This is a genomic window from Streptomyces cynarae (assembly GCF_025642135.1).
Lineage (GTDB): Bacteria > Actinomycetota > Actinomycetes > Streptomycetales > Streptomycetaceae > Streptomyces > Streptomyces cynarae.
Genome location: NZ_CP106793.1, coordinates 5007074 through 5032439, shown reverse-complemented (window position 1 = coordinate 5032439; position 25366 = coordinate 5007074). Strand labels below are relative to the sequence as shown.

At 71.0% G+C, this 25366-nt stretch carries 20 protein-coding genes and 1 pseudogene; 10 read left to right on the top strand and 11 right to left on the bottom strand.

Annotation, left to right across the window (positions count from 1 at the left end):
• Positions 1-42 precede the first annotated feature (42 nt).
• The 3 genes from N8I84_RS23065 to N8I84_RS23055 all read left to right on the top strand — a co-directional run bounded on the left by N8I84_RS23065 (position 43) and on the right by N8I84_RS23055 (position 3491).
• On the top strand, positions 43-921 hold the full coding sequence (locus N8I84_RS23065) for a DUF3558 domain-containing protein (RefSeq protein WP_263231290.1): 879 nt from the start codon (positions 43-45) through the stop codon (positions 919-921).
• A gap of 118 nt (positions 922-1039) precedes the next feature.
• A complete protein-coding gene (locus N8I84_RS23060; RefSeq protein WP_263231289.1) occupies positions 1040-2005 on the top strand; it encodes a DUF3558 family protein in 966 nt (321 codons plus the stop codon).
• Positions 2006-2183: 178 nt separating this feature from the next.
• Complete coding sequence (locus tag N8I84_RS23055; RefSeq protein WP_263234863.1) at positions 2184-3491, top strand: DUF2637 domain-containing protein; 1308 nt, start codon at positions 2184-2186, stop codon at positions 3489-3491.
• 64 nt (positions 3492-3555) lie between these two features.
• On the opposite strand, the gene lysS is transcribed toward N8I84_RS23055, so the two are convergent.
• The gene (gene lysS, locus N8I84_RS23050; protein ID WP_263231288.1) at positions 3556-5301 is read right to left on the bottom strand and encodes a lysine--tRNA ligase; all 1746 of its coding nucleotides are present in this window, start codon (positions 5299-5301) and stop codon (positions 3556-3558) included.
• A 220-nt stretch (positions 5302-5521) separates the two neighbouring features.
• On the opposite strand from lysS, the gene argS reads away from it, so the two are divergent.
• Entirely contained in the window at positions 5522-7285 is a 1764-nt protein-coding gene (gene argS / locus N8I84_RS23045; protein ID WP_263231287.1) for an arginine--tRNA ligase, read from the top strand.
• Positions 7286-7375: 90 nt separating this feature from the next.
• On the opposite strand, the gene N8I84_RS23040 is transcribed toward argS, so the two are convergent.
• Positions 7376-7831: a peptidoglycan-binding domain-containing protein gene (locus tag N8I84_RS23040; RefSeq protein ID WP_263231286.1), complete on the bottom strand. Its 456-nt coding sequence runs from the start codon at positions 7829-7831 to the stop codon at positions 7376-7378.
• Between the two features lie 333 nt (positions 7832-8164).
• Here N8I84_RS23040 and N8I84_RS23035 point away from each other — a divergent pair, with 333 nt between their 5' ends.
• Both N8I84_RS23035 and N8I84_RS23030 read left to right on the top strand, forming a co-directional pair.
• Positions 8165-8992, top strand: coding sequence for a peptidoglycan-binding protein (locus N8I84_RS23035; protein WP_263231285.1), 828 nt, complete (start codon positions 8165-8167; stop codon positions 8990-8992).
• On the top strand, positions 8989-9981 hold the full coding sequence (locus N8I84_RS23030) for a helix-turn-helix domain-containing protein (protein ID WP_263231284.1): 993 nt from the start codon (positions 8989-8991) through the stop codon (positions 9979-9981). The genes N8I84_RS23035 and N8I84_RS23030 overlap by 4 nt, the downstream gene beginning before the upstream one ends.
• 56 nt (positions 9982-10037) lie before the next feature.
• On the opposite strand, the gene N8I84_RS23025 is transcribed toward N8I84_RS23030, so the two are convergent.
• Positions 10038-10454, bottom strand: a complete 417-nt coding sequence (locus N8I84_RS23025) for an ATP-binding protein (protein WP_390898936.1) — start codon at positions 10452-10454, stop codon at positions 10038-10040.
• Positions 10455-10567: 113 nt separating this feature from the next.
• Between N8I84_RS23025 and N8I84_RS23020 the strand changes: the two genes are divergently transcribed.
• Both N8I84_RS23020 and N8I84_RS23015 read left to right on the top strand, forming a co-directional pair.
• A complete protein-coding gene (locus N8I84_RS23020; RefSeq protein ID WP_263231283.1) occupies positions 10568-11395 on the top strand; it encodes a helix-turn-helix domain-containing protein in 828 nt (275 codons plus the stop codon).
• Entirely contained in the window at positions 11392-11607 is a 216-nt protein-coding gene (locus N8I84_RS23015) for a DUF397 domain-containing protein (RefSeq protein ID WP_263231282.1), read from the top strand. The genes N8I84_RS23020 and N8I84_RS23015 overlap by 4 nt, the downstream gene beginning before the upstream one ends.
• On the opposite strand, the pseudogene N8I84_RS23010 reads toward N8I84_RS23015, so the two are convergent.
• Positions 11600-12804 (bottom strand): annotated as a pseudogene (locus N8I84_RS23010) (aminotransferase-like domain-containing protein). The gene N8I84_RS23015 and the pseudogene N8I84_RS23010 overlap by 8 nt on opposite strands.
• Positions 12805-12966: 162 nt before the next feature.
• Between N8I84_RS23010 and N8I84_RS23005 the strand changes: the two are divergent.
• The gene (locus N8I84_RS23005) at positions 12967-13899 is read left to right on the top strand and encodes a phosphotransferase family protein (RefSeq protein ID WP_263231281.1); all 933 of its coding nucleotides are present in this window, start codon (positions 12967-12969) and stop codon (positions 13897-13899) included.
• 21 nt (positions 13900-13920) lie between these two features.
• On the opposite strand, the gene N8I84_RS23000 is transcribed toward N8I84_RS23005, so the two are convergent.
• Entirely contained in the window at positions 13921-14826 is a 906-nt protein-coding gene (locus N8I84_RS23000) for an SAM-dependent methyltransferase (protein ID WP_263231280.1), read from the bottom strand.
• A gap of 357 nt (positions 14827-15183) precedes the next feature.
• On the opposite strand from N8I84_RS23000, the gene N8I84_RS22995 reads away from it, so the two are divergent.
• Entirely contained in the window at positions 15184-15789 is a 606-nt protein-coding gene (locus tag N8I84_RS22995; RefSeq protein WP_263231279.1) for a DUF4232 domain-containing protein, read from the top strand.
• Positions 15790-15825: 36 nt separating this feature from the next.
• On the opposite strand, the gene N8I84_RS22990 is transcribed toward N8I84_RS22995, so the two are convergent.
• From N8I84_RS22990 to N8I84_RS22965, 6 genes are all read right to left on the bottom strand, one after another.
• Complete coding sequence (locus N8I84_RS22990; RefSeq protein WP_263231278.1) at positions 15826-18597, bottom strand: type 1 periplasmic-binding domain-containing protein; 2772 nt, start codon at positions 18595-18597, stop codon at positions 15826-15828.
• A 113-nt stretch (positions 18598-18710) separates the two neighbouring features.
• On the bottom strand, positions 18711-19703 hold the full coding sequence (hemB, locus tag N8I84_RS22985; protein ID WP_263231277.1) for a porphobilinogen synthase: 993 nt from the start codon (positions 19701-19703) through the stop codon (positions 18711-18713).
• Between the two features lie 310 nt (positions 19704-20013).
• Positions 20014-21720 (bottom strand): bifunctional uroporphyrinogen-III C-methyltransferase/uroporphyrinogen-III synthase, encoded by a 1707-nt coding sequence (locus tag N8I84_RS22980; RefSeq protein WP_263231276.1) that lies wholly within the window; start codon positions 21718-21720, stop codon positions 20014-20016.
• Positions 21717-22715, bottom strand: coding sequence for a hydroxymethylbilane synthase (gene hemC / locus N8I84_RS22975; RefSeq protein ID WP_263231275.1), 999 nt, complete (start codon positions 22713-22715; stop codon positions 21717-21719). The genes N8I84_RS22980 and hemC overlap by 4 nt, the downstream gene beginning before the upstream one ends.
• Positions 22712-24463, bottom strand: a complete 1752-nt coding sequence (locus N8I84_RS22970; protein ID WP_263231274.1) for a glutamyl-tRNA reductase — start codon at positions 24461-24463, stop codon at positions 22712-22714. Before N8I84_RS22970 ends, hemC begins: the two co-directional genes overlap by 4 nt.
• Positions 24460-25233 (bottom strand): redox-sensing transcriptional repressor Rex, encoded by a 774-nt coding sequence (locus tag N8I84_RS22965; RefSeq protein WP_263231273.1) that lies wholly within the window; start codon positions 25231-25233, stop codon positions 24460-24462. The genes N8I84_RS22970 and N8I84_RS22965 overlap by 4 nt, the downstream gene beginning before the upstream one ends.
• Positions 25234-25366: the final 133 nt, after the last annotated feature.

The window sequence follows — 25366 nt, the reverse complement described above, 5'->3', positions numbered from 1 at the left end:
AGCGGCCCCACCCCGCGGAACAGCGTCGAGAGGAGCCTGACCGTGCAGCGGAAGGCGTACGTACCGGGCGCCGCCGTGCTCCTCGCGGCCCTGTTGGCCGCCTGCACCGGCGGTTCCGGCAGCGGGGGACGGGCCGCGGACCCCAAGGCCGGTGCCACCACGAGCGCCGCCGCCCCGCAGCCGGGCAAGTACCGCACCCTCGCCGACGCCTGCAGCGCCGTGAGCCATGACACTCTCGACGCGCTCCTGCCGGGCCTGACGCGCATAGCGGACCAGGAGCAGCGCGACAAGGCGTACCAGGGCGAGGCCGCCCTCACCTACAACAACGACCGCCGCTCCGGCTGCCGTTGGAAGGCGGAGTCGACCGACGCCACGGACCATCTGTTCGTGGACTTCGAGCGGGTGGTGTCGTACGACAACACGGTCTCCGACGACAACGCCGCCCACCAGGTCTACGCCACCAAGGAGCAGGCCGCGAACCTTCCGGAGCCCAGCGCCGGTTCCAGTTCGAGTTCCGGTTCCCCCGCGAGCCCGAGCCCCGGTTCCGGTTCCGGCTCTGCTTCTGCGTCCAGCTCCGCCTCCGCCTCCGCCTCCGCCACCGTTTCCGCCGCCGGGGCCGGTGGCGGTCCCCACCCCTCGGCATCGGCGTCCGGCTCTCCCTCCGGCAGTCCCTCCGTCACCGGAACCCCGGCCGATCTCCAGCCCCGCACCCTCGACGACCTCGGCGACGAGGCGTTCATCGACGACGAACTGAGCACCGCCCAGCAGCGGACCGTGACTGTGGTGTTCCGCACGTCCAACGTGATCGTGACCATCGAGTACGACGAGCAGCCGGCCGCTCCCGGGACCACCCCGAGCAGCAAGGACATGCAGGACAAGGCCAGGAAACTGGCCGGACAGCTGGCCGGCTCGCTGGGCTGACGGACCCCCTCGCCGGGCCCCGGCGAGGGAACCGGACCTCACCGCGCATGCGTCCCCACCGCGTACCGTGGCCCCTCGGAACCGTTCCGACCGCACGACCACGAGCGTCACAAGCGTCATGAGTGAAGGAACCATGCACCGACCTGCACAGCGAGACCACCTTAAGCAGCACGATCACAGTGATCAGGGCGAGCGGGGCGAGTGCCGGCCGGGCCGGCGGGGTTCGCGCGTGAGCCGTTTCCTCGTCTGCGCGGCCGCCGTCCCTGCGGTGCTCGTCGCCGCCGGGTGTTCCTCGGGCTCCTCCGGTTCGGGCTCGGGCGGCGACGCCAAGCCGCAGGCGCAGGAGTCGAGCGCACGGCCCTCGCAGAGCGCGTCGGCGAACGCGGTGCGGCCCGCCGCGTACGCGACGCTGCCCCAGCCCTGCTCCGTGCTGTCCCAGAAGACCCTGGGCGATCTGGTCCCGAAGGGGGTCAAGTCCGGCAAGGCGGGCTCGACGGACGACGCGAAGACGCGGTCGAGCTGCTCGTGGAGCAGTCTGCAGAACAACGGCGTCAAGGGCTCCCAGTTCCGCTGGCTCAACGTCTCCCTGCTGCGCTTCGAGTCGGACGCCACGCGCGGCGACGGGAACAAGCTGGCGCAGCAGTACTACGACCAGCAGGTGCAGGACGCCAAGGCGGTCGACGGCGCGAAGAGCACCAAGGCGGCGCCGGTTTCCGGGGCGGGCGACGCGGCGACGGCGGTGACGTACGACCTGAAGAAGAAGGAAGGCGACTTCAAGCAGCAGACGGTGGTGGCGCGCGTGGAGAACGTGGTGGTCACCGTCGACTACAACGGCGCGGGCCTGGCCGGCGACAAGACGCCGGACGTGGACGACCTGACCAAGGCGGCGGAGAAGGCCGTCAAGGAAGTGGTGTCCGCGGTGTCGGCGGCGAACAACGACGGTGGCAAGGCGGCGGGCGGGTCTGCGTCGCAGCGGGCGTCGAAGAGCGCCTCGCCGTCGAAGTCGGCGTCGCCGTCGTCCTCCGCGTCGGCGAGCCCCGCGAAGGGCGGGTCTCCGTCGGCGTCGGCCTCGCCGAAGAGCTGAGCCGGCTGCCGCAGGGAACTCGTGGCGCGCGGGGCGGTCGGGGGGTTCGGTTCCGGTGCGGATGGGGGGTCTCCCCATACCGGCCACCCGTTCACCGCACGCGTGTGCCACCCTGTTGCGCGCAACAACAGGCACTGGGAGGGGAGTACAGGTGGCCGCGCCACTGCAGTCGACACGGATGCACCGGATTCTCATCGGTGTGGTCGTCACCGGTGCTGTCATCATCGCCGGGATCGGCTTCGCCGGTTCGTACGCGGCCGTCCGTGCGCTGGCCATCAAAAAGGGCTTCGGCAACTTCAGTTATGTCTTCCCGGTCGGCATCGACGCGGGCATCTGTGTGCTGCTGGCCCTGGACCTGCTGCTGACCTGGATCCGCATCCCCTTCCCGCTGCTGCGTCAGACGGCGTGGCTGCTGACGGCGGCGACGATCGCGTTCAACGGCGCGGCGGCGTGGCCGGACCCGCTGGGCGTGGGCATGCACGCGGTGATCCCGGTGCTGTTCGTGGTCGCGGTGGAGGCGGCCCGGCATGCGATCGGCCGGATCGCGGACATCACGGCGGACAAGCACATGGAGGGCGTCCGTCTGACCCGCTGGCTGCTCTCGCCGGTTCCGACGTTTCTGCTGTGGCGACGGATGAAGCTGTGGGAGCTGCGGTCGTACGACCAGGTGATCAAGCTGGAGCAGGAACGTCTCGTCTACCAGGCGCGCCTGCGCTCCCGCTTCGGCCGTGCGTGGCGTCGTAAGGCGCCGGTGGAGTCGCTGATGCCGCTGAGGCTGGCGCGGTACGGCGTCCCGCTGGCGGAGACGGCTCCGGCGGGCCTGGCGGCGGCGGGCATAGAACCGGCGCTGATACCCCCGGCGCCGCGGCTGGAGGCGGCCGCGGGAAGTCGTGCGCCCGGCGCGGCTTCCGTCCCGCAGCAGGGGGCCCCTCTCGGCGGGCAGCGCCCCCAGTTGGAGGGCAACCAGAACGCCGGACAGCCGGGATACGAGGAGCCGGACGACCAGAGCCCCTGGTTCCAGGCCCAGCGGCAGATCGACTACCACGGCGGCTACGACCCGTCGTACGAGCCGGAACCGCCGTACGACGACTGGTACGAGGAGCAGCATTCGGAGCAGTTCGAGCAGACGGCGCCGCAGGGCTTCCAGCAGTCGGGCCCGCAAGGACCCCCGCAGGGCTTCCAGCAGCCCGGCCCGCAGGGACCCCCGCAGCCGTCCCCCGAGGACACCGGCAGCTTCCCCATCCCCGTGGGCCCGAACCGCACCCGCGAGCTCGGCGAGGGCGGCGGCACGCCCCAGCCGGACGAGGACGCGTACTACCAGGTCTTCAAGCAGTCGATCAACGGCAGTTACCCGACGCCCCGTGAGTTCAGCGAGAACGTCGAGGCGGAGTTCAGCATCGGCCTCCCCCCGGAGGAGGCCAAGCGCATGGTCAACCGCTTCACGAACCGCTACAACGCGGAACTGGAAGAAGACCACATCGCCTAGATCCGTCCCGCATGAAAAGGCGCCCGGTGCCAAGAGCACCGGGCGCCTTCTGCTTGGTTTGGTCCTACTCCCCGAGCAGGGCCCGCACCCGGTCCTGGCCCACCGCGAGCAGCAGCGTGGGCAGGCGCGGGCCGGTGTCGCGGCCGACGAGCAGGTGGTACAGGAGCGCGAAGAACGACCGCTGGGCCGTCTTGATCTCCGGCGGCAGCTCCTTGGGCGTGGCGTCCGCGGAGAATCCGGCCTGGACCTTGGGCACGCCGTACACGAGGTGGGTGAGCCCGTCCAGCGACCAGTGCTCCTCCAGGCCGTCGAGCAGCAGCCGGATCGACTGCTGGGAGGGCTCGTCGAGGGACTTCAGCAGTTCGGCGTCGGGCTCGTCGCGGACGATGGTGCGCTGGTCGGCGGGGACGTGGGTGTTGATCCACGCCTCGGCCTTGTCGTACCGCGGGCGGGCCTCGTCGAGCGAGCTCAGCGGGTTGGCCGGGTCGAGGTCGGACAGGATGCGCAGCGCCTGGTCCTGATGGCCGGCGGTGATGTCGGCGACGGACGCGAGGGTGCGGTAGGGCAGCGGGCGGGGCGTCTTCGGCAGCTCACCGGCGGCGGTGCCGACCGCGCGGGTGTACGCGGCGACGTCGCCGGGGAGGGCGGAGCCGTCGGCGACCTTGCCCGCCAGCTTGTCCCACTCGTCGTAGAGGCGCTGGATCTCCTGGTCGAAGGCGATCTTGAAGGACTGGTTGGGCCTGCGGCGGGCGTAGAGCCAGCGCAGCAGCTGGGGCTCCATGATCTGGAGGGCGTCGGCCGGGGTGGGGACGCCACCGCGGGACGACGACATCTTCGCCATGCCGGAGATGCCGACGAAGGCGTACATGGGCCCGATGGGCTGCTTGCCGCCGAAGATCCCGACGATCTGCCCGCCGACCTGGTACGACGAGCCCGGCGAGGAGTGGTCGACACCGCTCGGCTCGAAGATCACGCCCTCGAAGGCCCAGCGCATCGGCCAGTCGACCTTCCACACCAGCTTGCCGCGGTTGAACTCGCTCAGCCGGACCGTCTCGGAGAAGCCGCACGCGGTGCAGGTGTACGTCATCTCGGTCGAGTCGTCGTCGTACGCGGTGACCGTGGTGAAGTCCTTGTCGCACCGGCCGCAGTACGGCTTGTACGGGAAGTAGCCGGCGGAGCCGGAGCTGCCGTCGTCCTCGGACGCGGCGCCCGAGCCCTCCTCGGCCTCCAGTTCGGCCTCGTCGACGGGCTTCTGCTGCTTCTTGGCGGCGGGCTTGGGCTTGGTGCGGTACTGGGCGAGGACCGCGTCGATCTCGCCCCGGTGCTTCATCGCGTGCAGGATCTGGTCCCGGTACACGCCGGAGGTGTACTGCGCGGTCTGGCTGATGCCGTCGAACTCCACGCCCAGCTCGGCGAGCGAGGCGATCATGGCGGCCTTGAAGTGCTCGGCCCAGTTCGGGTACGCCGAGCCCTCGGGGGCCGGGACGGAGGTCAGCGGCTTGCCGATGTGCTCCTTGAACGTGTCCTCGTCGACGCCGGCGATGCCCTTGGGGACCTTGCGGTACCGGTCGTAGTCGTCCCAGGAGATCAGGTGCCGCACCTCGTACCCGCGCCGGCGGATCTCGTCGGCGACCAGGTGCGGGGTCATGACCTCGCGCAGGTTCCCCAGGTGGATGGGGCCGGACGGAGACAGTCCGGACGCGACGACGACCGGTTTGCCCGGGGCCCGACGCTCCGACTCCTCGATGACCTCATCCGCGAAACGGGAGACCCAGTCGGTGGTCTCGGTGCTCTGAGCCACGATCGGCACGTCCTCTTTTTCTGAAGGTTCTCCACGAGCAGCCGGTACGGTCGCACGGCTGACCGCTCCATTGTCCCAGGCTGCGCCACATCCACGAAAACGCCTTTTCAACACGTTGGACGGGTGGACGCGGGCGGCCGTTCACCGGGCGAGCGGAAAATTCGCTTTACCCCGCATGGGATACTGGGCGTGGCTATCCATCCCCACGAGGAGAACGGCACCCATTCCTATGGCCTCGGTCACGTCCCTCACGTCCGCCGTCCACCAGCGCCTCGCGTCCGCCCTCTCGGCTGCCCTGCCGGAGACCGCCGACGCGGACCCGCTGCTGCGACGCAGCGACCGGGCGGACTTCCAGGCCAACGGGATCCTGGCGCTGGCGAAGAAGGCGAAGGCGAACCCGAGGGAGTTGGCGACGCAGGTCGTCGGCCAGGTGGTCACCGGTGACGTGATCGGGAACGTCGAGGTCTCGGGCCCGGGCTTCCTCAACATCACGGTCACGGACAAGGCGATCACCGAGAACCTCGCCGCTCGCGCCGCCGACGCCGAGGGCCGCCTCGGCGTGCCGTACACCGAGCAGCCGGGCACCACGGTGATCGACTACGCGCAGCCGAACGTGGCGAAGGAGATGCACGTCGGCCACCTGCGCTCCGCGGTGATCGGCGACTCGGTCGTCAAACTTCTGGAGTTCACCGGCGAGACGGTGATCCGCCGGCACCACATCGGCGACTGGGGCACCCAGTTCGGCATGCTCATCCAGTACCTGGACGAGCACCCGCACGAGCTGGACCACAAGGCCGCCGAGGTGACGGGCGAGGAGGCGATGTCGAACCTCGACCGTCTCTACAAGGCCGCGCGCAAGCTGTTCGACTCCGACGAGGAGTTCAAGACGCGGGCGCGGCGCCGGGTGGTCGACCTCCAGGCCGGCGATCCGCACACGCTCGCCATGTGGCAGAAGTTCGTCGACGAGTCGAAGATCTACTTCTTCTCGGTCTTCGAAAAGCTGGACATGGAGATCCGGGACCCCGACATCGTCGGCGAGTCCGGCTACAACGACATGCTGGCCGAGACCTGCCGCCTCCTGGAGGAGTCGGGCGTCGCCGTCCGCTCCGAAGGGGCGCTCTGCGTCTTCTTCGACGACATCAAGGGCCCCGACGGCAAGCCGGTCCCGCTGATCGTGCAGAAGTCGGACGGCGGCTACGGCTACGCGGCGACGGACCTGTCCGCGATCAGGGACCGTGTCTTCAACCTGAAGGCGAACTCGATCATCTACGTCGTGGACGCCCGCCAGTCGCTCCACTTCAAGATGGTCTTCGAGACGGCGCGGAGGGCCGGCTGGCTGAACGACGACGTGAAGGCGTACCAGCTCGCCTTCGGCACGGTCCTCGGCAAGGACGGCAAGCCGTTCAAGACCCGTGAGGGCGAGACGGTGCGGCTGGTGGACCTGCTGGACGAGGCGATCGACCGCGCCTCCGCCGTCGTACGGGAGAAGGCGCAGGACCTGTCCGCGGCGGAGATCGCCGAGCGGGGCGCCCAGGTGGGCATCGGCGCGGTGAAGTACGCGGACCTGTCGACGTCGGCGAACCGGGACTACAAGTTCGACCTGGACCAGATGGTCTCGCTGAACGGCGACACGTCCGTCTACCTCCAGTACGCGTACGCCCGTATCCAGTCGATCCTGCGCAAGGCCGGCGACGTACGGCCGTCCGCGCATCCGGAGCTGGCGCTGACGGACGCGGAGCGCGCGCTCGGCCTGCACGCGGACGCCTTCGCGGAGACGGTGGCGGAGGCGGCGGCGGAGTACGCCCCACACAAGATGGCGGCGTACCTGTACCAGCTGGCGTCGTTGTACACGTCGTTCTACGACAAGTGCCCGGTGCTGAAGGCTCAGACGCCGGAGCAGGTGGAGAACCGCCTGTTCCTGTGCGACGTCACGGCCCGGACGCTGCACCAGGGGATGGCGCTGCTGGGCATCCGGACGCCCGAGCGGCTCTGAGCCCCACCCTGCCAGGACCGCGGCCCGTCCTCTCCCCCGTGGGAGGACGGGCCGCGGCGTTCCGGGAAGGGCGACTCTCACAGGCAGCCGTCAGGCGTAGTGGTTGGCGAACCACTTGAAGGCGGCCCTGGTGTCCTTCCCGGCGATTCCGTCGATCTTGCCCTTGTAGCCGCAGTACTTCTTCAGCATGCGCTGCAGCGCCTTCACCGTGTCGCTGCCGACGACGCCGTCGATCTTCTTGTTGTAGCCCCAGTACTTGTGGAGGTAGCGCTGCATGGCCTTCCAGCTCTCGGTGCCGAGCCGGCCGTCGATGGCCCCCTTGTAGCCCCAGTCGCGCTTCAGCACCCGCTGAATGCCCTTGGCCTCGTTCGTGTTCAGGCCGAGGTTGTTCACCGCCTGCACGGAGACGGCCTGGGTGCTCATCGCCGGCTTGGCGGCCGGCGCGGAGGCCGCGAAGCCCGCGGTCGCACCCGCAAGGCTGCCGGCGGCGATCCCGGCGACGGCGGTGGCGGCGACGAGGGTCCTGGCCATGAGGTTCGGTCGCATGTGTGTCCCTTTCGGGTGATCGGGCGGCACCTGACGTGGTGGGCGCCGCTGGCAACTCGAGAGTGCGGGCCGGGCGCCCGGCTCCGCCACGAGCACCGCCGCAGTGACGACTTCGTGGGACGTTGCGGGCGCTGACCTGCGGGGACACGCCTCGGCGGGACGCCTGGGCGGGACGCTCCGACGCGTCGCCGACGGGGAGCGGGTGGGGCAGGCGGGTGGCCTATTCGGTGCCGGGGCGGGAACCGATAGGTGGGGTGCGCCGTGAAAGTTCATGCAGAATGCGGCGGAAACGGGGACCGACGACCAAGGTCCCGGGACGCGAGTAGGGGGAACATGTCGCGTTGGAAAGCGCTGCCCGCAGACCTGGATCCGCGTGTGCGGCAGTTGGTGGTGCGATTACGGCGGCTGAAGGACCACGGCGATCTGAGCATGCAGCGGCTGGCGGCGAAGACGGGCTACAGCCAGAAGTCGTGGGAGCGGTACCTCAACGGCAGGTCCCTGCCGCCCCGGGAGGCCGTGGAGGCACTGGCCCAGGTCGGCGGCGAGGATCCGACACGACTGCTGGTGCTGCACGAACTGGCCGCGGAGGGCTGGGAGAAGCGGCGGCGGGACACGCCGGTGGCGGAGGCGGACGGGGAGGAGCCTTCGGCGGCCGAGGCCGGGACGTCCTCGACTGACGACGAGACCCTGTCCGCGGCGGACGGCAGGTCGGCGCGGCCGCACGGACGTTCGTTGCGCATCGCGGTTGCGGCGGGAGCCGTGGCCCTGGTGCTGGCCGTCGTCTCGGCGGTTCTCCTGGCCGTCCGCCTCACGGACCACAGCGCCGACGACAAGGCGGCGACGACCCGCCCCGCCACGACCGCCGGGTCCTTCCCGACGTCGGGGTCGGCGCCGTCGTACACCTGCCGCATCCAGCGGACCGACGGCCACTGGTACGCGGGCAACAGCCGTACGCAGGACGCGATCCTGGCGCAGGGCCTGGCGGGGCCGGACGTGGCCGAGGCGCAGTGTCTGCTGCGCCGGGCGGGCTTCTCCCCGGGCGGCATCGACGGTGTCTACGGACCGCTGACCGAGCGCGCGGTCAAGGACCTGCAGAAGCGGGCCGGCCTGCCCCCGGACGGCATCGTCGGACCGCACACCTGGGGGGCGCTCCGCAAATGACCCGGCCGACGGGGACGCAGGGGACGACGTCCGCGGAGCGGGCGCGGTTGGCGGCCGAACTGCGTGAGCTGAAGGTGCGCACCGGTCTGAGCCTGGCCCGCCTGGAGGAACGCACCCCGTACAGCAAGTCGTCCTGGGAGCGCTATCTCAACGGCAAGACACTGCCGCCGCGCCAGGCCGTGCTGGACCTGTGCCACCTCGCCCGCGAACCCGCCGCTCGCTGTCTGGCCCTGTGGGAACTGGCGGAGTCGGAGGCGAGCGGACGCGCACGGGCGGAGGAGCCGCCCACGGCCCCGGCACAGCAGTCACCCCCGCCTCCGGCTTCGTCCCCCTCCCCGGCTTCGTCCCGCTCCCCGGCCGCGGACGGGGACACGGCGGGGACCACGGATGCGGACGCGGCGAACGCCACGGACACGGTCAAGACCACTGGCTCCTCCCCTGCCCCGGCCGACGAAACGGGACACGCCGTCCGGAAGGGCGCGGCCGCCGCGCTGGTCGCCGCCGTATGCGCCCTCGCCACCGGAGCCGTCGCCCTGGTCCTCTTCCTCCTGCCGCACCCGGGCGAGGCCCCGCGGTCGTTTCCGTCCCCGCCCCAACCCGTCCTCGCCCCGCTCTGCGGGGGCGCCACCTGCGAGGGCGGGGACCCGATGGCCCTGCACTGCGGCCCCCACCCGGCCACCCTGGCGTCGCACCACACCGCAGCCGGCGTAGGTATGGAACTGCGCTACAGCAAGGAGTGCGGCGCGAGTTGGGCCCGGGTGTGGGGCGCCCATGTCGGCGACCGGATCGAGGTGACCGCGGACGGCCGCAGCCACTCGGCCCGGGTCAAGGACGCCGACGAGGCGAAGGACTACGTCTACACCCCCATGGCCGCCACCCGCCCCGGCACCGCCGTCCGGGCGTGCTTCCGACCGACGACGGGCGGGCGACCGGAGTGCGTCGAGGGCCGCACGACGGCTCCGCCTCCAACCTCGGCGACCGTCCACTGAGGTGGTGTTGCCTGCGGAACTGCGACACATCTGGGGAATGTGTCGCACCGGCGAGTTCAACTGCCTGGCCGCAGCGGTGACAGAAATTCGCACCACACCACCTTGCCGGGGTCCCGCTCCCCCACCCCCCACTTGTCCGAGAGCGCCGCCACCAGGAGCAGTCCCCGGCCGCCCTCGTCCGCCTCCAACGGGATGCGCGGCTCACCGGGGCCGCTGTCGTGCACCTCGACCCGCAGCACCGCGCCGTCGTACCGCAGGAACACCCGGAAGCAACGGCCCGGCGGCACGCCGTGCACCAGCGCGTTCGTCGCCAACTCGCTGACACACAACAACACGTCGTCGCACCGTTCCGCCTTCTCGAGCCCCCAGCCGGCCAGGACCTCGTACGCGAACTGCCGTGCGGCCGGGACGGACCGGCGCTCCCTCCGGAAGAACCTCTCGCGCAGGGGCGGGAGTTGGATCATCTCGTTCACGGGACGAGTGTTGCGGAGAGTCACTACCGTGGATCACTCAGTGAACCCGTACGGATATTTCGTACGGGTCCCTTCGGGGTCGCGAACGGGCACGCGCGGGGAGTTGGACCAGCATGACCTCCAGGAAGCCTCCACGGAAGAAGAACGTCTCGGCCATGAAGATGCTGGGCGTCCAGCTGGGCACGGCCCGCCGTGCGGCGGGCCACACCCAAGGATCCCTGGCCAGGGAGCTCATGGTCGACGAGGAGACCATCGCGTCGATCGAACAGGGACGACGACCGCTGAAGCCGGATCTCGCCGAGGCGCTGGACCAACTCCTGGACACCAAGGGGTTATTGACCGCGGGGGTGGCCAACCTTCCCGAGATCGACCAGTTCCCGATGTGGGCCGAGCTGTACATCCACCACGAGCGCGAGGCTATTGCCCTGTCCTGGTACGACACCTTGGTCGTGCCTGGCATCCTCCAAACCGAGGCATACGCCCGCGCCGTGCTGCGCAATCGTGTACCGGCGTACGACGAGGACGAGGTCGAGACCCGTACGGCGGCCCGTGTCGAGCGTCAGGAGATTCTGCACCGGAAGGTCCCGCCGACTTTGAGCTTCGTCGTGTGGGAACCCGTACTGCACCTGGGAATCGGTGATCCAAGGGTGCGCAGGGAGCAGCTACGGCACCTGCGCGAGATCGCTGAACTGCCGGGCATCGCCATGCAGTTCCTGCCCTTGGACAGCCCCTACCACGCTGGCCTCAACGGCCCGTTCACCCTCCTGGAGACGCCCGACCACCAGCACCTCGCCTACACCGAGTCCCAGCGCGGCAGCCAGTGGGTCTCCGACCCGGACGAGGTGTCCATCCTGGCGCGCAAATATGCGATGCTGCGAACACAGGCCCTGACCACTCATGACTCCATGGGTCTGCTCGACCGCTTGCTGGGAGAAACATGAGCACCGAAGCATTTCAGTGGTTCAAGTCGACCTACAGCGGTGACGAGGGCGGCCAGTGCCTCGAAGTCGCCTTCACCGCCCCCCAGCCCAACGACAACGCGGCGGTCCACATCCGCGACTCCAAGAACCCCACCGGCCCCACCCTCCAGGTAACCCCGGCCACCTGGGTCGCCTTCGCCGCCTACGCGGCACGCCGGGCAGCCCTCAGCTGAGCCCCTTCCCGAGCCTGCGCAACCCCTCCTCGATCTCCGTCGGCGTGTGCGTGACGAAGCACAGCCGCAGCGTCGACCGGTCCGGCGCGTCGGCGTAGAACGGCGCGCCCGGGACGTACGCCACGTCCTGCTCCACCACCCGCGGCAGCAGCGCCGTGGTGTCGTACGCCTCGGGGAGTCGCGCCCAGAGGAACATGCCGCCCTGGGGGCGGTTCCAGACGGAGCCCTCGGGCAGAGCCTCCGCGAGGCCGGCGAGCATGGCGTCGCGGCGTTCGCGGTAGGCCGCGGCGACCCGGACGACGTGCGCGTCGAGGTCGCGGTCCGCCAGGTACCGTGCGGCGGCGAGCTGGTTGACGGACGGCGTGTGCAGGTCGGCCGCCTGCTTGGCGATCGCGCAGGCCCGCCGCAGCGCCGCCGCGCCCGCAGCCAGCCGAGGCGCAGGCCCGGGGCCATCACCTTGGAGAACGAGCCGAGGAGCACCGCGCGGTCGTGGGCGTCCTCGTACGAGGCGATCCACGGGACGCGCTCTCCCTCGAAGCGGAGCTCCCCGTACGGGTCGTCCTCGACGATCCACAGGCCGTGCCGGGCGGCGACGCCGGCGATCGCGGCGCGGCGGTCGGCGGGCAGGGTGCGGCCGGTGGGGTTCTGGAAGGTGGGGACGGTGTAGAGCAGCTTGGGGCGCTCCCGCACCACCAGCCCCTCCAGCGCGTCGGGGTCGACACCGTCCTCGTCGCAGGGGACGGCGACGACCCTGGCACCCGCGAAGCCGAAGGCCTGGAGGGCGGCGAGGTAGCAGGGGTTCTCCACGAGAACCGTGTCGCCGGGCTCCAGCAGGGCGGTGGCGAGCAGGGAGAGGGCCTGCTGGGAGCCGGTGGTGACGAGGAGGTCGTCGGGGCGGGTGGCGAGGCCGCGCGCGGTGGTGCGGTCGGCGAGCGCGGTGCGCAGCGCCGGTTCGCCCTCGGTCGTCGAGTACTGCAACGCCCGCTGCGGGACCTCCGTCAGCACGGCCTGGAACGCGGCGGCGACGCCCTCGCTGTCGAAGAGCCCGGGGGCGGGCAGGCCGCCCGCGAAGTTGACGACTTCGGGACGCGCGGTGACGGCGAGGATGTCCCGAACGGGGGAACCGCCGACCGAGGCGACCCGGGCGGCGAACGCGGGCTGTGGCGGACCGCTGGGCGGACTGTCGCTGGAGGTCACGGGGGCGGCTCCTCATATGTACAGGTGTTCATCAGACGTAATGCGTCATAGGGAACACCACTCGAAAACACCTCGTTCATGCACCTTAGGGAAATCGCTGCCCCTTACAACAGTCTCGTTTCGCCATGCGGACGACGGTCCGTGGGCCCTAGCATGCGGCGCATGCTGCCGAGCGTCGACACGAACGACGAGTTGAAAGCCATGGTCTCGGACGAGGGGGTGTTGCGCCCGGCTGTGCTCCATCTGCTCGACCAGATGGGCCTTGTGGGGCTGGCGGTGCGCCGCTTCCCGGACGGGACACTGCCGGTGTACGCGGTCGGGGGCGACTTGGTGCTGAAGCTCTATCCGCGGTTCGAGGCGCGGGAAGCCGTCCGTGAGGCACGGGTGTTGCACCACCTGTGGGGTCAACTGAAGCTCCCCACTCCGCGGTTGATCGGCACCGAGGAGTTCGTGAACGGCTGGCGGTGGGTGCTGATGTCCCGGCTGCCCGGATGGACCCTCAACGACGTCTGGCACCGGCTCACCGCCGCGGAACAGGACCGTATCGTCACGGAGTCGGCCGAGGCGCTGGCCTCGCTGCACGCGATGTTCTGGAACCCGCTGACGGACATCGTCGGGCCGCCGGACTGGACGGCGTTCCTGCGCAGCCAGCGCGCCGGGGCGGTCGAGTGGCACCGTCACTCCGGGGTGAGTGAGCCCTGGCTGAGCCGGATCCCCGACTTCCTGGACTCCGTGCCGCTGCCCGTGTCCACCGAACGCGTGCTGCTGCACACCGAGTTCATGAGCGAGCACCTGACCATCGACATGCGCGGCGGGCGCGTGCTGACCGGCCTGTTCGACTTCGAGCCGGCGATGATCGGTGACCCGGCGTACGACTTCGTCTGCGTCGGCCTGTTCGTCACCCGCGCCGACCCGCGCCAGCTCCGCCGTTTCTACGAGGCCTACGGACGCACCCCGTACGACCCGGACCAGCTGATGGCGTACACCCTGCTGCACGTCTACAGCGATCTGCCCTTCTACCTCCACGAGCTGCCGCATCCGGCCGAACCACGTTTCGACGCACTCGCCGAGCTGTGGTTCGGCACGGACGGCTGACACCGGGGAAACCTCCCGGCGTCAGGCCTTTCGACCGGTGGCCGCGTACACGTTGATGTCGGCATCGGTGACGTCGTTGATGTCGCGGTAACGGACCTTCTCGATGTCGTCGAGGGTGGCGAGGTAGGCGGGGTCCACGGCCTCGGGGACGGGTGCCGCGCCGTCCTGGTGCCAGTGGTGGACCGGGACGACACCCGGCTCGTCCGCTGTGAGGCCCGGGGTGTCGGTGAAGAACCGGGCGACCTCGTCCTTGGAGCGCAGCACGAAGGTGAAGCCGCGCTCGGTGTAGGTGCGCTGGACGGCGCGGATGTTCTCCGGGTTGAGATCCTCGGTGAGGTGGCTGAGCACCAGCCGGCTCCCGGAGGGCAGCGCGTCCATCAGCTCGCGCACGATCTGGTACGCCTCCTCGTCCTCGACGAAGTGCAGGATCGCCACGAGCACGAGGGCGACCGGCTGGTCGAAGTCGAGGGTCTTCGCGGCCTGTTCGAGGATCCGGTCGGGGCTCTTGAGGTCGGCGTCTATGTAGTCCGTGCGGCCCTGGGGTCCGCTGGTGAGCAGGGCACGGGCGTGCGCCAGGACGACCGGGTCGTTGTCGACGTAGACGACCCGGGAGTCGGGGTTGATGCGCTGGGCGATCTGGTGGACGTTCTCGCCGGTCGGCAGGCCGGTGCCGATGTCGAGGAACTGCCGGATGCCGTCCTCCTTCGCCAGCCGGTTCACGGCGCGGCGCAGGAAGTCGCGGTTGTGCCGCACGTCGAGGTAGCCGCGCGGGTTGGCGGCGAGCGCCGCGGCGGCGGCCGCGCGGTCCACCGGGTAGTTGTCCTTGCCGCCGAGGAAGACGTCGTAGACGCGGGCCGGATGGGCCTTGGTGGTGTCGATCCGCTTGCGCAGCTCGGCCGGGTCGTGGCTGAGGGCATCGTCGGACATGGCGTCTCCCTGGTGTCGGCGTAAGGAGTCGGTCGTTCCATCGGTCGATCGGTCGATCGGCCGTTCCCCCGGTGGTTCGTCAAGCGACCGATGTGATGGTCAACAACGTAACTGCCGAGGCCAGTTGGAAGTGCCCGGTCCGCTTCCAACCGTGGCCCGCCGTCCCGGGTTTCCCTCCCGAGGGACGGCGTTTGCGCAGGTCGGGACACATTCCGTCGGTTCGGCGTCCCGAATTCGGCGGCGAGTGTGGCGGGCGGGCGAACCAGCGGTCAAGCTGGCCGTCGAGGCCTCCGCTCCCGCCGACCGGTCGAGTGGAGGTGTCACCCCCCCAACTCGCACGTCCGAAGGGCCCCGACCATGTCCTTTGCTCGTACCGCCCGTCCCACCCGTGCCGTCCGTCCCACCGGTGCCGCCCGCCCCCGGCTGCTCGCCGCCGTCACGGTCGCGCTCGCCGCGCTCGCGCTGTCGGCGTGCGAGAACGGCGAGGGGGTACGGGACGAGGGTCCTTCCTCGCTGCCCGGCTCGTCCGTCCGGGAGACCGGGCACCCGGGCAGGGCGGTCCCCTGCTCGGGCAGGCACATGCGGGCGACGGTGACGCGGGTGAGCGAGCCGGTGAACCACCTGCTGCTGACGATGACGAACACGGGCGCCGTCAACTGCTCCCTCAACGGCTACCCGAAGGCCCTCTTCGGCGATTCCGGCTCCCTGGCGCCGCCGGCTCAGGAGCCGAAGCCCCATACAGCCCGGATCACCCTCTCGCCCGGGGGGTCCGCATACGCGGGCGTGCTGCTGTCGGCGGCGGACGGCACCGGCGGTCACGGCCGCACCGTCACGTCCCTCACGATCACGCTCCCCACCGGCCCGGCCGCCCGCCCGGCACTCCCGCCCGAGGGCGTGCACGTCGACGACACGCTGCGGGTCACGTGCTGGCTGCCGAACCGGAAGGCGGCGCTGACGTACTGAACCCCGCGCAACGCGAGGAGACGAGGGGCCGTACCGCTAACCGGCCTCCGAAGGCGGGCACCACGCCGCCCCCTCGTCGCTTCCCCGGCGTCCGCAGAACCCCATCTGCTGCGGCCGCTGGGCGCCTTCCACCCGCTGGACGGAGACGAGTTTGTCGACCGGGACCTGCCGGCCCACCGCACCTCCGAAGTCGATGCGTCCGCTCTCCCCGTCGAGCGCGGCGGAGCCGTGGATGCCGCTCAGGGCGTACCAGACGGCGGCCGGGGTCAGCGGTGTGTCCGGGGCGGTGTCCTGGAGGCGGGCGATGGCCTTGAGGTAGAGGTTCGCCGCGTCGAAGGCGAGGGCCGCGTGTCCGTCCAGCGAGGTGTCCTGGACGTTCCGGCACTCGTCGGGGAACAGCTCCTGCATCGTGCTGTACAGGTCGCTGTGCCCGTTGCAGGAGGCCGAGCCGACGGTGAAGTCGAGGAACTCGTACGGGACCCGGGGGAAGGCCCTGCGCCGCCCCGGGTCGGCGCCGAGGCGGGCCACGTCGTCGCCGCCGAGGAACGTGGGCGGACTGGACCCGCAGGTGTCGTTGGTGGCACCCAGTATCGTCTCGAAGTCCTCGGACCGGCCGGTGAAGAAGACCAGCCCCCGGTAACCGCAGGCCTGCTCGCCGATGGTGCGTGCGCCCGGCCCCGAGGAACCGTCAGCGGGCGCGGGAGAGGGGACGTAGCCCTGTTCGTCCACGTGGAAACCCGCGTGCCGGAAGGCCGCGACGGCGTCCGCCCGCAGGTTCGCGCTGTACTCGTCGGTCGCATCGAGGGAGTACACGACGCGTACCGCGCGCTCTTTCAGCTTCCCCGAGTCGGCGAGGTGGTCGGCGTAGGCGGCGGAGATCGCGGCCTCGCGCCGGTTCTGCGGCGATACCTGGTAGTAGAGCGCCGAGTTCTCCGGGAGGGTGTCGGCGGACAGTGTGGTGGCGACCATGGGAAGGCCGACCCGGGTGAGTGCGCCGATGGTCGTGATCGTGGCCTTGCGGCTCTGGTCGAGGCCGGTGACGCCGACGATGGTCGGGTCGGTCCGCATCATCCGCTTGATCGTGCTCGCGACATCGGCCCCGAACCGCATGCCGGAACCGGCGGCGGCCGGGAAGATCCGCAGGAGGGGCTCGTCCGGCCCCTGCCTGTCGAGTTGCCGCCGCTGCGCGCTCGCCGCGCCCTGCAACTGCTCGCGCGCGTACGACAGCGTGTTGGACGTCTCCCCCATGGGGGCGCTGAGCAGGGCGGACAGATGGACCAGGGTGACGAGCCGCCTGGAGGGGTCGGCGGCGTGCTTCCGCTCCGCCTCCGCGTTCTGCCGGGCGATGGTCCGCAGGGTCTGCTGCACCCGCGGGTCGGTGGAGCCGAAGGCGAATCCGTGCGGGGCGACGCCGACGCATTCGTCGGTCGACTCCCGCTGCAGGGTCCGCGCATCCGGGTCGGACCGGCTCAGTCCGCAGTGCTGCCGCCGCCACTCCCACTCGTTCGCGACGCCGTAGGCGATGCCGGTGGCGATCAGTGCGAAGGTGAGGGCGAGGGACACGACCGTGGCCGTGCGTCCGGCCCAGACCGGCGGCGGGGGCACCTGAAGCCGGCGGGCCACGGACGTGCGCTCGTCCTGCGCGTCGCGGCCGGGATCGCCGATCGGCAGCGGCGCGGACACCCGCACCGGCAGGTACCAGAACTCCGCGTTCCGGCCGCCCCCGGCGTTCCTCAGCTGCTCGCACCAGGCCTCGTACGGGGGGAGCCCTCTGTGCCGGCCGTCCTGCCCCGTCCCCGTGAGTTCCCGGACGGGTACGGGTTCGACCAGTGCCTCCGGCCGGCTCACCACGAGGAGCAGCGGGTCGAAGGCGCCGGTGTCATTGCGCACCTCGGCGAACAGCCGCACGATCTCCAGGCCGCCGTTGTCCTCGCTCACCCCCTTCAGGAACGCCACGCAGTACGCCGTGCGGCGGTACGCGCGGCGGCGCCACGGCCGCCGCCGGTAGGCGACCCGCAGGTCCTCCAGGAACGCGTTGATCATCAACTTGCTGATCTGCGTGGGGTCTTCACGCCCCCAGCGGGGCTGGGTGAGCCGTACGGCGAACCCGATGAAGGTCCCGGGATCGGCCGGCGCCATGTAGGGCTGGCGCAACAGCCACCGGTACTCGCTGCCCAGACCGCGCCACACCCGGAACCAGATGATCGGCAGAAGGTGCAGCCCGAGCAGGTACGCCCACCAAGGCACGTTCCCCTGCAACGCGACCTCGGTGCTCGGGCTGCGCATGAATCCGAACAGGCGTCTTCGCTCCAGCTCGCGGTCACGCAGCCGCCTCAGCACGATCTGGCCGTGCTGGCTGTCGGGCTGCCGGACCGTGTCCGTCATCTCCAGCAGCCAGTTGACGAGCCCGAGCCGCCGGAAACGTACGCTCCTGTCGTGCCCGTAGCGCGGGGACGAGTACTCGTCGGCCAGCTGGACGAGGATGCGCCTGCACAGTTCGGCGCGCTGCCAGTCGGGGTCGAGGTGGTTCGCGGCCGAGGGGTCGCCGCGCTCGGCGACGACCTCCGCCCGCCTCAGGTCGAGGTCGACGAGCTCGTGCGGGACGGATCGGGGCTGGGCCGCGCCCAACGCCGCCACGACCTGCTCGGCGAGACCGTCCTGGTGGTCGCCGAGCAGGCCCAGTATCGGGATTCCGTCCCGCTCCGGCACCTCACTCGGCACCTCCCCCTTGCCCGGCCTGCGCACGAGCCGGCGCAGGAGGTCGAAGAGCCGGTCGGCATGCTCGAAGACGGGTTCCACGGTCGCCACGGCTCCCCCGATTCCCAGGTGATCTACCGGAATTGACCCATCACCCTAGCGATCGGGGAACGCGCTTTCCCGTGTGTCACCAACCCTTTACATCACACGGTTACCGCCAGGCCTCACCGCAGCTTCTGCGCGACCTCGGTGGCCCAGTAGGTGAGGATGTTCCGCGCACCGGCGCGCTTGATTCCGGTCAGGGTCTCCAGGATCGCGCGGTCGCGGTCGAGCCAGCCCTTCTCGGCGGCGGCCTCGATCATGGCGTACTCACCGGAGATCTGGTACGCGGCCACGGGCACGTCGACCGCGTCCGCGACCCTCGCCAGGATGTCGAGGTAGGGCCCGGCCGGCTTGACCATCACCATGTCGGCGCCCTCCTCGAGGTCGAGGGCGAGTTCGCGCAGGGACTCGCGCCAGTTGGCGGGGTCCTGCTGGTAGGTCTTCCGGTCGCCCTTCAGCGAGGAGGCGACGGCCTCGCGGAACGGCCCGTAGAAGGCGGAGGAGTACTTGGCGGTGTAGGCGAGGATCGCGACGTCCTCGCGCCCGATCTGGTCGAGCGCGTCGCGGATGACGCCGATCTGCCCGTCCATCATCCCGCTGGGCCCGACGACATGGGCGCCGGCGTCGGCCTGGACCTGCGCCATCTCGGCGTACCGCTCGAGGGTGGCGTCGTTGTCGACCCGGCCCCTGGCGTCGAGCACGCCGCAGTGCCCGTGATCGGTGGTCTCGTCCAGGCACAGGTCCGACATGACGAGGAGGTCGTCCCCGACCTCGGCGCGCACGTCCCGGATGGCGACCTGAAGAATCCCGTCCGGGTCGGTGCCCGGCGTTCCGACGGCGTCCTTCTTCGACTCCTCGGGCACCCCGAAGAGCATGATCCCGGACACCCCGGCCTCCACGGCCTCCAGCGCCGCCTTCTTCAGGCTGTCCCGGGTGTGCTGCACGACACCGGGCATGGACGCGATCGGCACGGGCTCGCTGACGCCCTCGCGCACGAAGGCCGGGAGGATGAAGTCGGCGGGGTGCAGCCGGGTCTCGGCGATCATGCGGCGCATGACGGGCGTGGAGCGCAGGCGCCGGGGACGGGTACCGGGGAAGGATCCGTACTTCGTCATGCCCTCTACGCTACGCCCGGCCCGGGGGTCCTTTTGCCGACGCTGCGTCGGGCGGAACTCCGGACGGTCACCGCCCCCGCCGCCCCTTCCCTTCCCGTCCCTGGGGGCTGCGCCCCCAGGCCCCCCTTCGGCCTGAACAGCCTCGTCCTCAAACGCCGGACGGGCTGAAAATTCAGCCCCTCCGGCGTTTGAGGAGCGGGGGTCCGGGGGCTGGCCCCCGACCGGGGTCCGGGGCGGAGCCCCGGCGGGGTCGAAGGGGCGGATCCCTTGGAGGACGGGAAGGGTAGGGGCGGCGAGGGCGAGGACACCGCTACGTCGTCGAGCGACGCCTCCGCGCCCCCGGCCTCCGCTCGCTCGGACGCGTCACCGGATCCCCGGCCGCCAGCGCGGCGGCCCGGCGCTTGAGGCCGAAGTCCGCCAGCGCCTCCGCCAGCTTGTGGACCGACGGCTCCGGAGCCATGACGTCCACACGCAGACCGTGCTCCTCCGCCGTCTTCGCGGTCGCCGGGCCGATGCACGCGATCACCGTCACGTTGTGCGGCTTGCCCGCGATGCCGACCAGGTTCCGGACCGTGGAGGACGACGTGAACAGGACCGCGTCGAAACCGCCGCCCTTGATCGCCTCACGTGTCTCGGCCGGCGGAGGCGAGGCGCGGACCGTCCGGTAGGCCGTCACGTCGTCGACCTCCCAGCCGAGTTCGATCAGGCCGGCGACCAGGGTCTCGGTCGCGATGTCGGCGCGCGGCAGGAACACGCGGTCGATCGGGTCGAAGACCGGGTCGTACGGGGGCCAGTCCTCCAGCAGGCCGGCCGCCGACTGCTCGCCGCTCGGCACCAGATCCGGCTTCACGCCGAAGTCCACCAGCGCCTTCGCCGTCTGCTCGCCGACCGCCGCGACCTTGATGCCCGCGAAGGCGCGCGCGTCCAGGCCGTACTCCTCGAACTTCTCCCGGACCGCCCGCACCGCGTTGACCGACGTGAACGCGATCCACTCGTAGCGGCCCGTCACCAGGCCCTTGACCGCTCGTTCCATCTGCTGCGGGGTGCGCGGGGGCTCCACTGCGATCGTCGGGACCTCGTGCGGCACGGCCCCGTAGGACCTCAGCTGGTCGGAGAGCGACGCCGCCTGCTCCTTCGTACGCGGCACGAGGACCTTCCAGCCGAACAGCGGCTTGTTCTCGAACCACGACAGCTGGTCGCGCTGGGCGGCGGCGGAACGCTCACCGACCACGGCTATCACCGCACGCCCGCCCTCGGGGGACGGCAGGACCTTCGCCTGCTTCAGCGTCTGCGCGATGGAGCCGAGGGTGGCGGTCCAGGTGCGCTGCCGCGTCGTCGTACCGGCGACCGTCACCGTCATCGGGGTGTCCGGCTTGCGGCCCGCGGCCACCAGCTCCCCGGCGGCCGCCGCCACCGAGTCCAGCGTCGTGGACACCACGACCGTGCCGTCGGACGCGCCGACCTCCGTCCAGCAGCGGTCGGAGGCGGTCCGGGCGTCCACGAACCGGACGTCCGCGCCCTGCGCGTCCCGCAGCGGCACACCCGCGTACGCGGGCACGCCCACCGCGGTCGCGACGCCGGGGACGACCTCGAACGGCACGCCCTCGGCGGCGCACGCCAGCATCTCGCCGGCCGCGTACGCGTCCAGGCCGGGGTCGCCGGACACCGCACGGACGACCCGCTTGCCGCCCCGCGCAGCCTCCATGACAAGATGTGCGGCATCCCGCAACGCAGGGACACCAGCGGCTGTTGACTCGCCGTCAACAACCGTCAGCTGAGGCGTGCCCGCGCCCGGATACGCACCCGTGGAGGGGTCCGTGTCCGTGTTGAGTTCGGCGACGCCCGCTCTGGCATGCGTGCGCACGACGTCGAGCACCTCGTGCTCGCCGACGAGGACGTCCGCGTTGGCCAGCGCCTCGACGGCGCGCAGTGTGAGAAGTCCCGGATCTCCGGGTCCGGCACCGAGGAAGGTGACGTGCCCGTGTTCAAGGCCGGCGGGAAGGGTGGTGGGGCTCAATGTGCTCGCTCCCCCATCAGACCGGCCGCGCCCTTGGTGAGCATCTCGGCGGCGAGTTCGCGACCGAGCGCCATTGCCTGGTCGTGCGTCTCGGGCACGGGACCGGTGGTGGACAGCTGCACCAGCGTGCGACCGTCGGGTGTTCCGACGACTCCGCGCAGGCGCATTTCCTTGACAATCTGTTCGTCGGCATGGGGGTCCCCCCGCTCGAGCGGAGCCGAGAGTGGGGGAAGGTCGGCCAACGCGCCCACGGGGGCGCTGCAACCGGCCTCCAGGGCGGCGAGCAGGGACCGCTCGGCGGTCACGGCGGCCCGTGTGAACGGGTCGTCGAGCTCGGCGAGCGCCGCGATCAGGTCCGCGTTGTCCGCGGCACACTCGATCGCCAGTGCCCCCTGGCCGGGGGCGGGCAGAACCGTGTCGACCGACAGGAAGTCGGTCACCTCGTCGATCCGCCCGATGCGGTTGAGCCCGGCCGCGGCGAGGACCACGGCGTCCAGCTCTCCGCTGCGGACGTATCCGACTCGGGTGTCGATGTTGCCGCGGATCGGGACGGTCTCGATGTCGAGGCCGTGGCCGCGCGCATACGCGTTCAGCTGCGCCATGCGGCGCGGCGAACCGGTGCCGACGCGCGCCCCACGGGGCAGGTCGGTGAACTTCAGGGCGTCGCGCGCGACGATCACGTCCCGCGGGTCCTCGCGTACCGGCACTGCGGCCAGCACCAGCTCCTCGGGCTGCGCGGTCGGCAGGTCCTTCAGCGAGTGCACCGCGAAGTCGACCTCGCCGCGCAGCAGCGCGTCACGCAGGGCCGTCACGAACACACCGGTGCCGCCGATCTGCGCGAGGTGCTCGCGGGAGGTGTCCCCGTACGTCGTGATCTCCACGAGCTCCACGGGCCGTCCGGTCACCCGGCGCACGGCGTCGGCGACCTGCCCGGACTGGGCCATCGCCAGCTTGCTGCGCCTGGTCCCGAGCCTCAGTGGTGACTGCTCACTCATGCTCGCCCTCGGTTCTTGGCGTTCTCGGTGTTCTCGGTGCTCTTGGTGTCGTCGGCCCGGGAGACGGCGGCGACCGTCTCGGGGTCCAGGTCGAACAGGGTGCGCAGCGCGTCCGCGTAGCCGGCGCCGCCGGGCTCGGCCGCGAGTTGCTTGACCCGTACGGTCGGCGCGTGCAGCAGCTTGTCGACGACGCGCCGCACGGTCTGCGTGATCTCGGCGCGGTGCTTGTCGTCGAGGCCGGGCAGCCGCCCCTCCAGGCGGGCCATCTCGCCGGCCACCACCTCCGCTGCCATCGAGCGCAGCGCCACCACGGTGGGCGTGATGTGCGCTGCGCGCTGGGCGGCGCCGAACGCGGCGACCTCGTCGGAGACGATACGCCGGACCTGGTCGACGTCGGCGGCCATCGGCGCGTCGGCGGAGGCCTCGGCGAGCGACTCGATGTCGACGAGTCGCACCCCGAGCAGCCGGTGCACGGCCGCGTCGATGTCGCGTGGCATCGCGAGGTCCAGCAGCGACAGCACGGGCGCGGGGCGGGGAGCCTCGAGGACGGGCTCCGGACGGCGGCGCTCCGGGATCCGGCCGATCGTGGCGACGGTCGCGGCGAGCGCACTGATCAGCTCGGCCTCGGTCTCCGGGTCCGCCACGACGGCCGTACGACCACTGCGCGGCTCCTCGGCGCCCTTGTCGACCCAGGCGGCGTGCTGCTCCAGCTCCGCGGCCGGCATCCCGGCGACGGCGGCCTCGCCGAGCACCGAGAAGTGAGCGGTGCCCTGCACGGCCGAGAGGTCGAGCGGGCAACCCTCCTCGGTGCCGAGACTGGTGGGCGGCAGATCTCCGCGTATCGGCGCCGCTTCGGTGACGCGCACGGCAGGCCCGGCTCCGGCGTCCGGGGCGACCGGTCCCTCCACCCTGCCCTCGAGGGCCGCGGCGACCGACTCGGCGGTCAGCACGAGACCGGTCGCGCCCGTACAGGACACCACGACGTCAGCACGTGTCAGCTCGTCCGGAACCGTTTCCATCGGCACCGCACGCGCCAGGACGTCCGTGTCGTCCCCTTCGGTGAGGATCTGCGCCAGGCGCTCGGCGCGCTCCAGCGTGCGGTTGGCGATCACGACCTCGGCGACGCCGGAGCGCGCGAGCGTCGCGGCGGCCAGCGACGACATGGAGCCGGCCCCGATCACCAGGGCACGCTTGCCCTTGGCCCATGTCTCCACCGGCGCACCGGCCGACAACTGCTCCAGGCCGAAGGTGACCAGGGACTGCCCGGCACGGTCGATGCCCGTCTCGGAGTGGGCGCGCTTGCCGACCCTGAGGGACTGCTGGAACAGGTCGTTCAGCAGGCGTCCGGCGGTGTGCTGCTCCTGCGCGGTGGCCAGGGAGTCCTTGATCTGCCCGAGGATCTGCCCCTCGCCGACGACCATGGAGTCCAGCCCGCAGGCCACCGAGAACAGGTGGTGGACGGCCCGGTCCTCGTAGTGGACGTAGAGGTAGGGGGTCAGCTCGTCGAGGCCGACCCCGCTGTGCTGGGCGAGCAGGGTGGACAGCTCGGCGACACCGGCGTGGAACTTGTCGACGTCCGCGTACAGCTCGATGCGGTTGCAGGTGGCGAGTACCGCGGCCTCGGTGGCCGGCTCGGCGGCGACCGTGTCATGGACCAGCTTGACCTGGGCGTCCGCGGTCAGCGCGGCCCGTTCGAGGACGCTGACCGGTGCGCTGCGGTGGCTCAGCCCGACGACGAGGAGACTCATGCCGGCATCACGGCGGGGACGTCCCCGTCGGGTCCCTTGTCGGCGGACTCCGTGGTCGAGGCGGCGGCGGCCGGCAGGCCGTCGGGCAGCGCATCGGCGATGGCCTCCTCGCCGGCCTTGCGCTGCTCGTGGAAGGCGAGGATCTGCAGCTCGATGGAGAGGTCGACCTTGCGGACGTCGACGCCGTCCGGAACGGTCAGCACGGTCGGCGCGAAGTTCAGGATGGAGGTCACGCCCGCGCCCACGAGCCGGTCGCAGACCTGCTGGGCGGCGCCCGCGGGGGTCGCGATCACGCCGATCGAGACGCCGTTGTCCTTGATGATCTTTTCCAGATCGTCCGTGTGCTGGACCGGGATGCCGGCGACCGCCTTGCCCGTGAGGGCCGGGTCGGCGTCGATGAGGGCCGCGACCCGGAAGCCGCGGGAGGCGAACCCGCCGTAGTTGGCCAGCGCCGCGCCGAGGTTGCCGATACCGACGATCACAACCGGCCAGTCCTGGGTCAGGCCCAGTTCGCGGGAGATCTGGTAGACGAGATACTCGACGTCGTAGCCCACGCCCCGGGTGCCGTAGGAGCCGAGGTAGGAGAAGTCCTTGCGCAGCTTCGCGGAGTTCACGCCCGCGGCGGCGGCCAGCTCCTCGGAGGAGACCGTGGGTACCGAGCGCTCCGACAGCGCGGTCAGGGCTCGGAGGTACAGCGGAAGCCTGGCGACGGTGGCCTCGGGAATCCCTCGGCTACGGGTCGCCGGTCGGTGAGTTCGGCCAGTTGCCACGGTGCTCCTGCGGGTAGAGCGGGGCTGCGGGCGGTCACACGTCCCCAGACCGCCCCGTCGAATGCAGGCTATGTCTTTGTGAACGCGTGCACAAAGATGGTGTCCGATTTGCCCGGCCAACGTGACCGGGGTC

What these genes read in the sequence shown, in the direction of transcription:
- N8I84_RS23000 (WP_263231280.1), bottom strand. Translation starts at nt 14,826, where the DNA reads ATGTCCGACGATGCCCTCAGCCACGACCCGGCCGAGCTGCGCAAGCGG.
- hemC (WP_263231275.1), bottom strand. Translation starts at nt 22,715, where the DNA reads ATGAGTGAGCAGTCACCACTGAGGCTCGGGACCAGGCGCAGCAAGCTG.
- N8I84_RS23060 (WP_263231289.1), top strand. Translation starts at nt 1,040, where the DNA reads ATGAGTGAAGGAACCATGCACCGACCTGCACAGCGAGACCACCTTAAG.
- N8I84_RS23040 (WP_263231286.1), bottom strand. Translation starts at nt 7,831, where the DNA reads ATGCGACCGAACCTCATGGCCAGGACCCTCGTCGCCGCCACCGCCGTC.
- N8I84_RS23015 (WP_263231282.1), top strand. Translation starts at nt 11,392, where the DNA reads ATGAGCACCGAAGCATTTCAGTGGTTCAAGTCGACCTACAGCGGTGAC.
- N8I84_RS23055 (WP_263234863.1), top strand. Translation starts at nt 2,184, where the DNA reads ATGCACCGGATTCTCATCGGTGTGGTCGTCACCGGTGCTGTCATCATC.
- N8I84_RS23030 (WP_263231284.1), top strand. Translation starts at nt 8,989, where the DNA reads ATGACCCGGCCGACGGGGACGCAGGGGACGACGTCCGCGGAGCGGGCG.
- N8I84_RS22995 (WP_263231279.1), top strand. Translation starts at nt 15,184, where the DNA reads ATGTCCTTTGCTCGTACCGCCCGTCCCACCCGTGCCGTCCGTCCCACC.
- N8I84_RS23020 (WP_263231283.1), top strand. Translation starts at nt 10,568, where the DNA reads ATGACCTCCAGGAAGCCTCCACGGAAGAAGAACGTCTCGGCCATGAAG.
- hemB (WP_263231277.1), bottom strand. Translation starts at nt 19,703, where the DNA reads ATGACGAAGTACGGATCCTTCCCCGGTACCCGTCCCCGGCGCCTGCGC.
- N8I84_RS23005 (WP_263231281.1), top strand. Translation starts at nt 12,967, where the DNA reads ATGCTGCCGAGCGTCGACACGAACGACGAGTTGAAAGCCATGGTCTCG.
- argS (WP_263231287.1), top strand. Translation starts at nt 5,522, where the DNA reads ATGGCCTCGGTCACGTCCCTCACGTCCGCCGTCCACCAGCGCCTCGCG.
- N8I84_RS23035 (WP_263231285.1), top strand. Translation starts at nt 8,165, where the DNA reads ATGTCGCGTTGGAAAGCGCTGCCCGCAGACCTGGATCCGCGTGTGCGG.
- N8I84_RS22970 (WP_263231274.1), bottom strand. Translation starts at nt 24,463, where the DNA reads ATGAGTCTCCTCGTCGTCGGGCTGAGCCACCGCAGCGCACCGGTCAGC.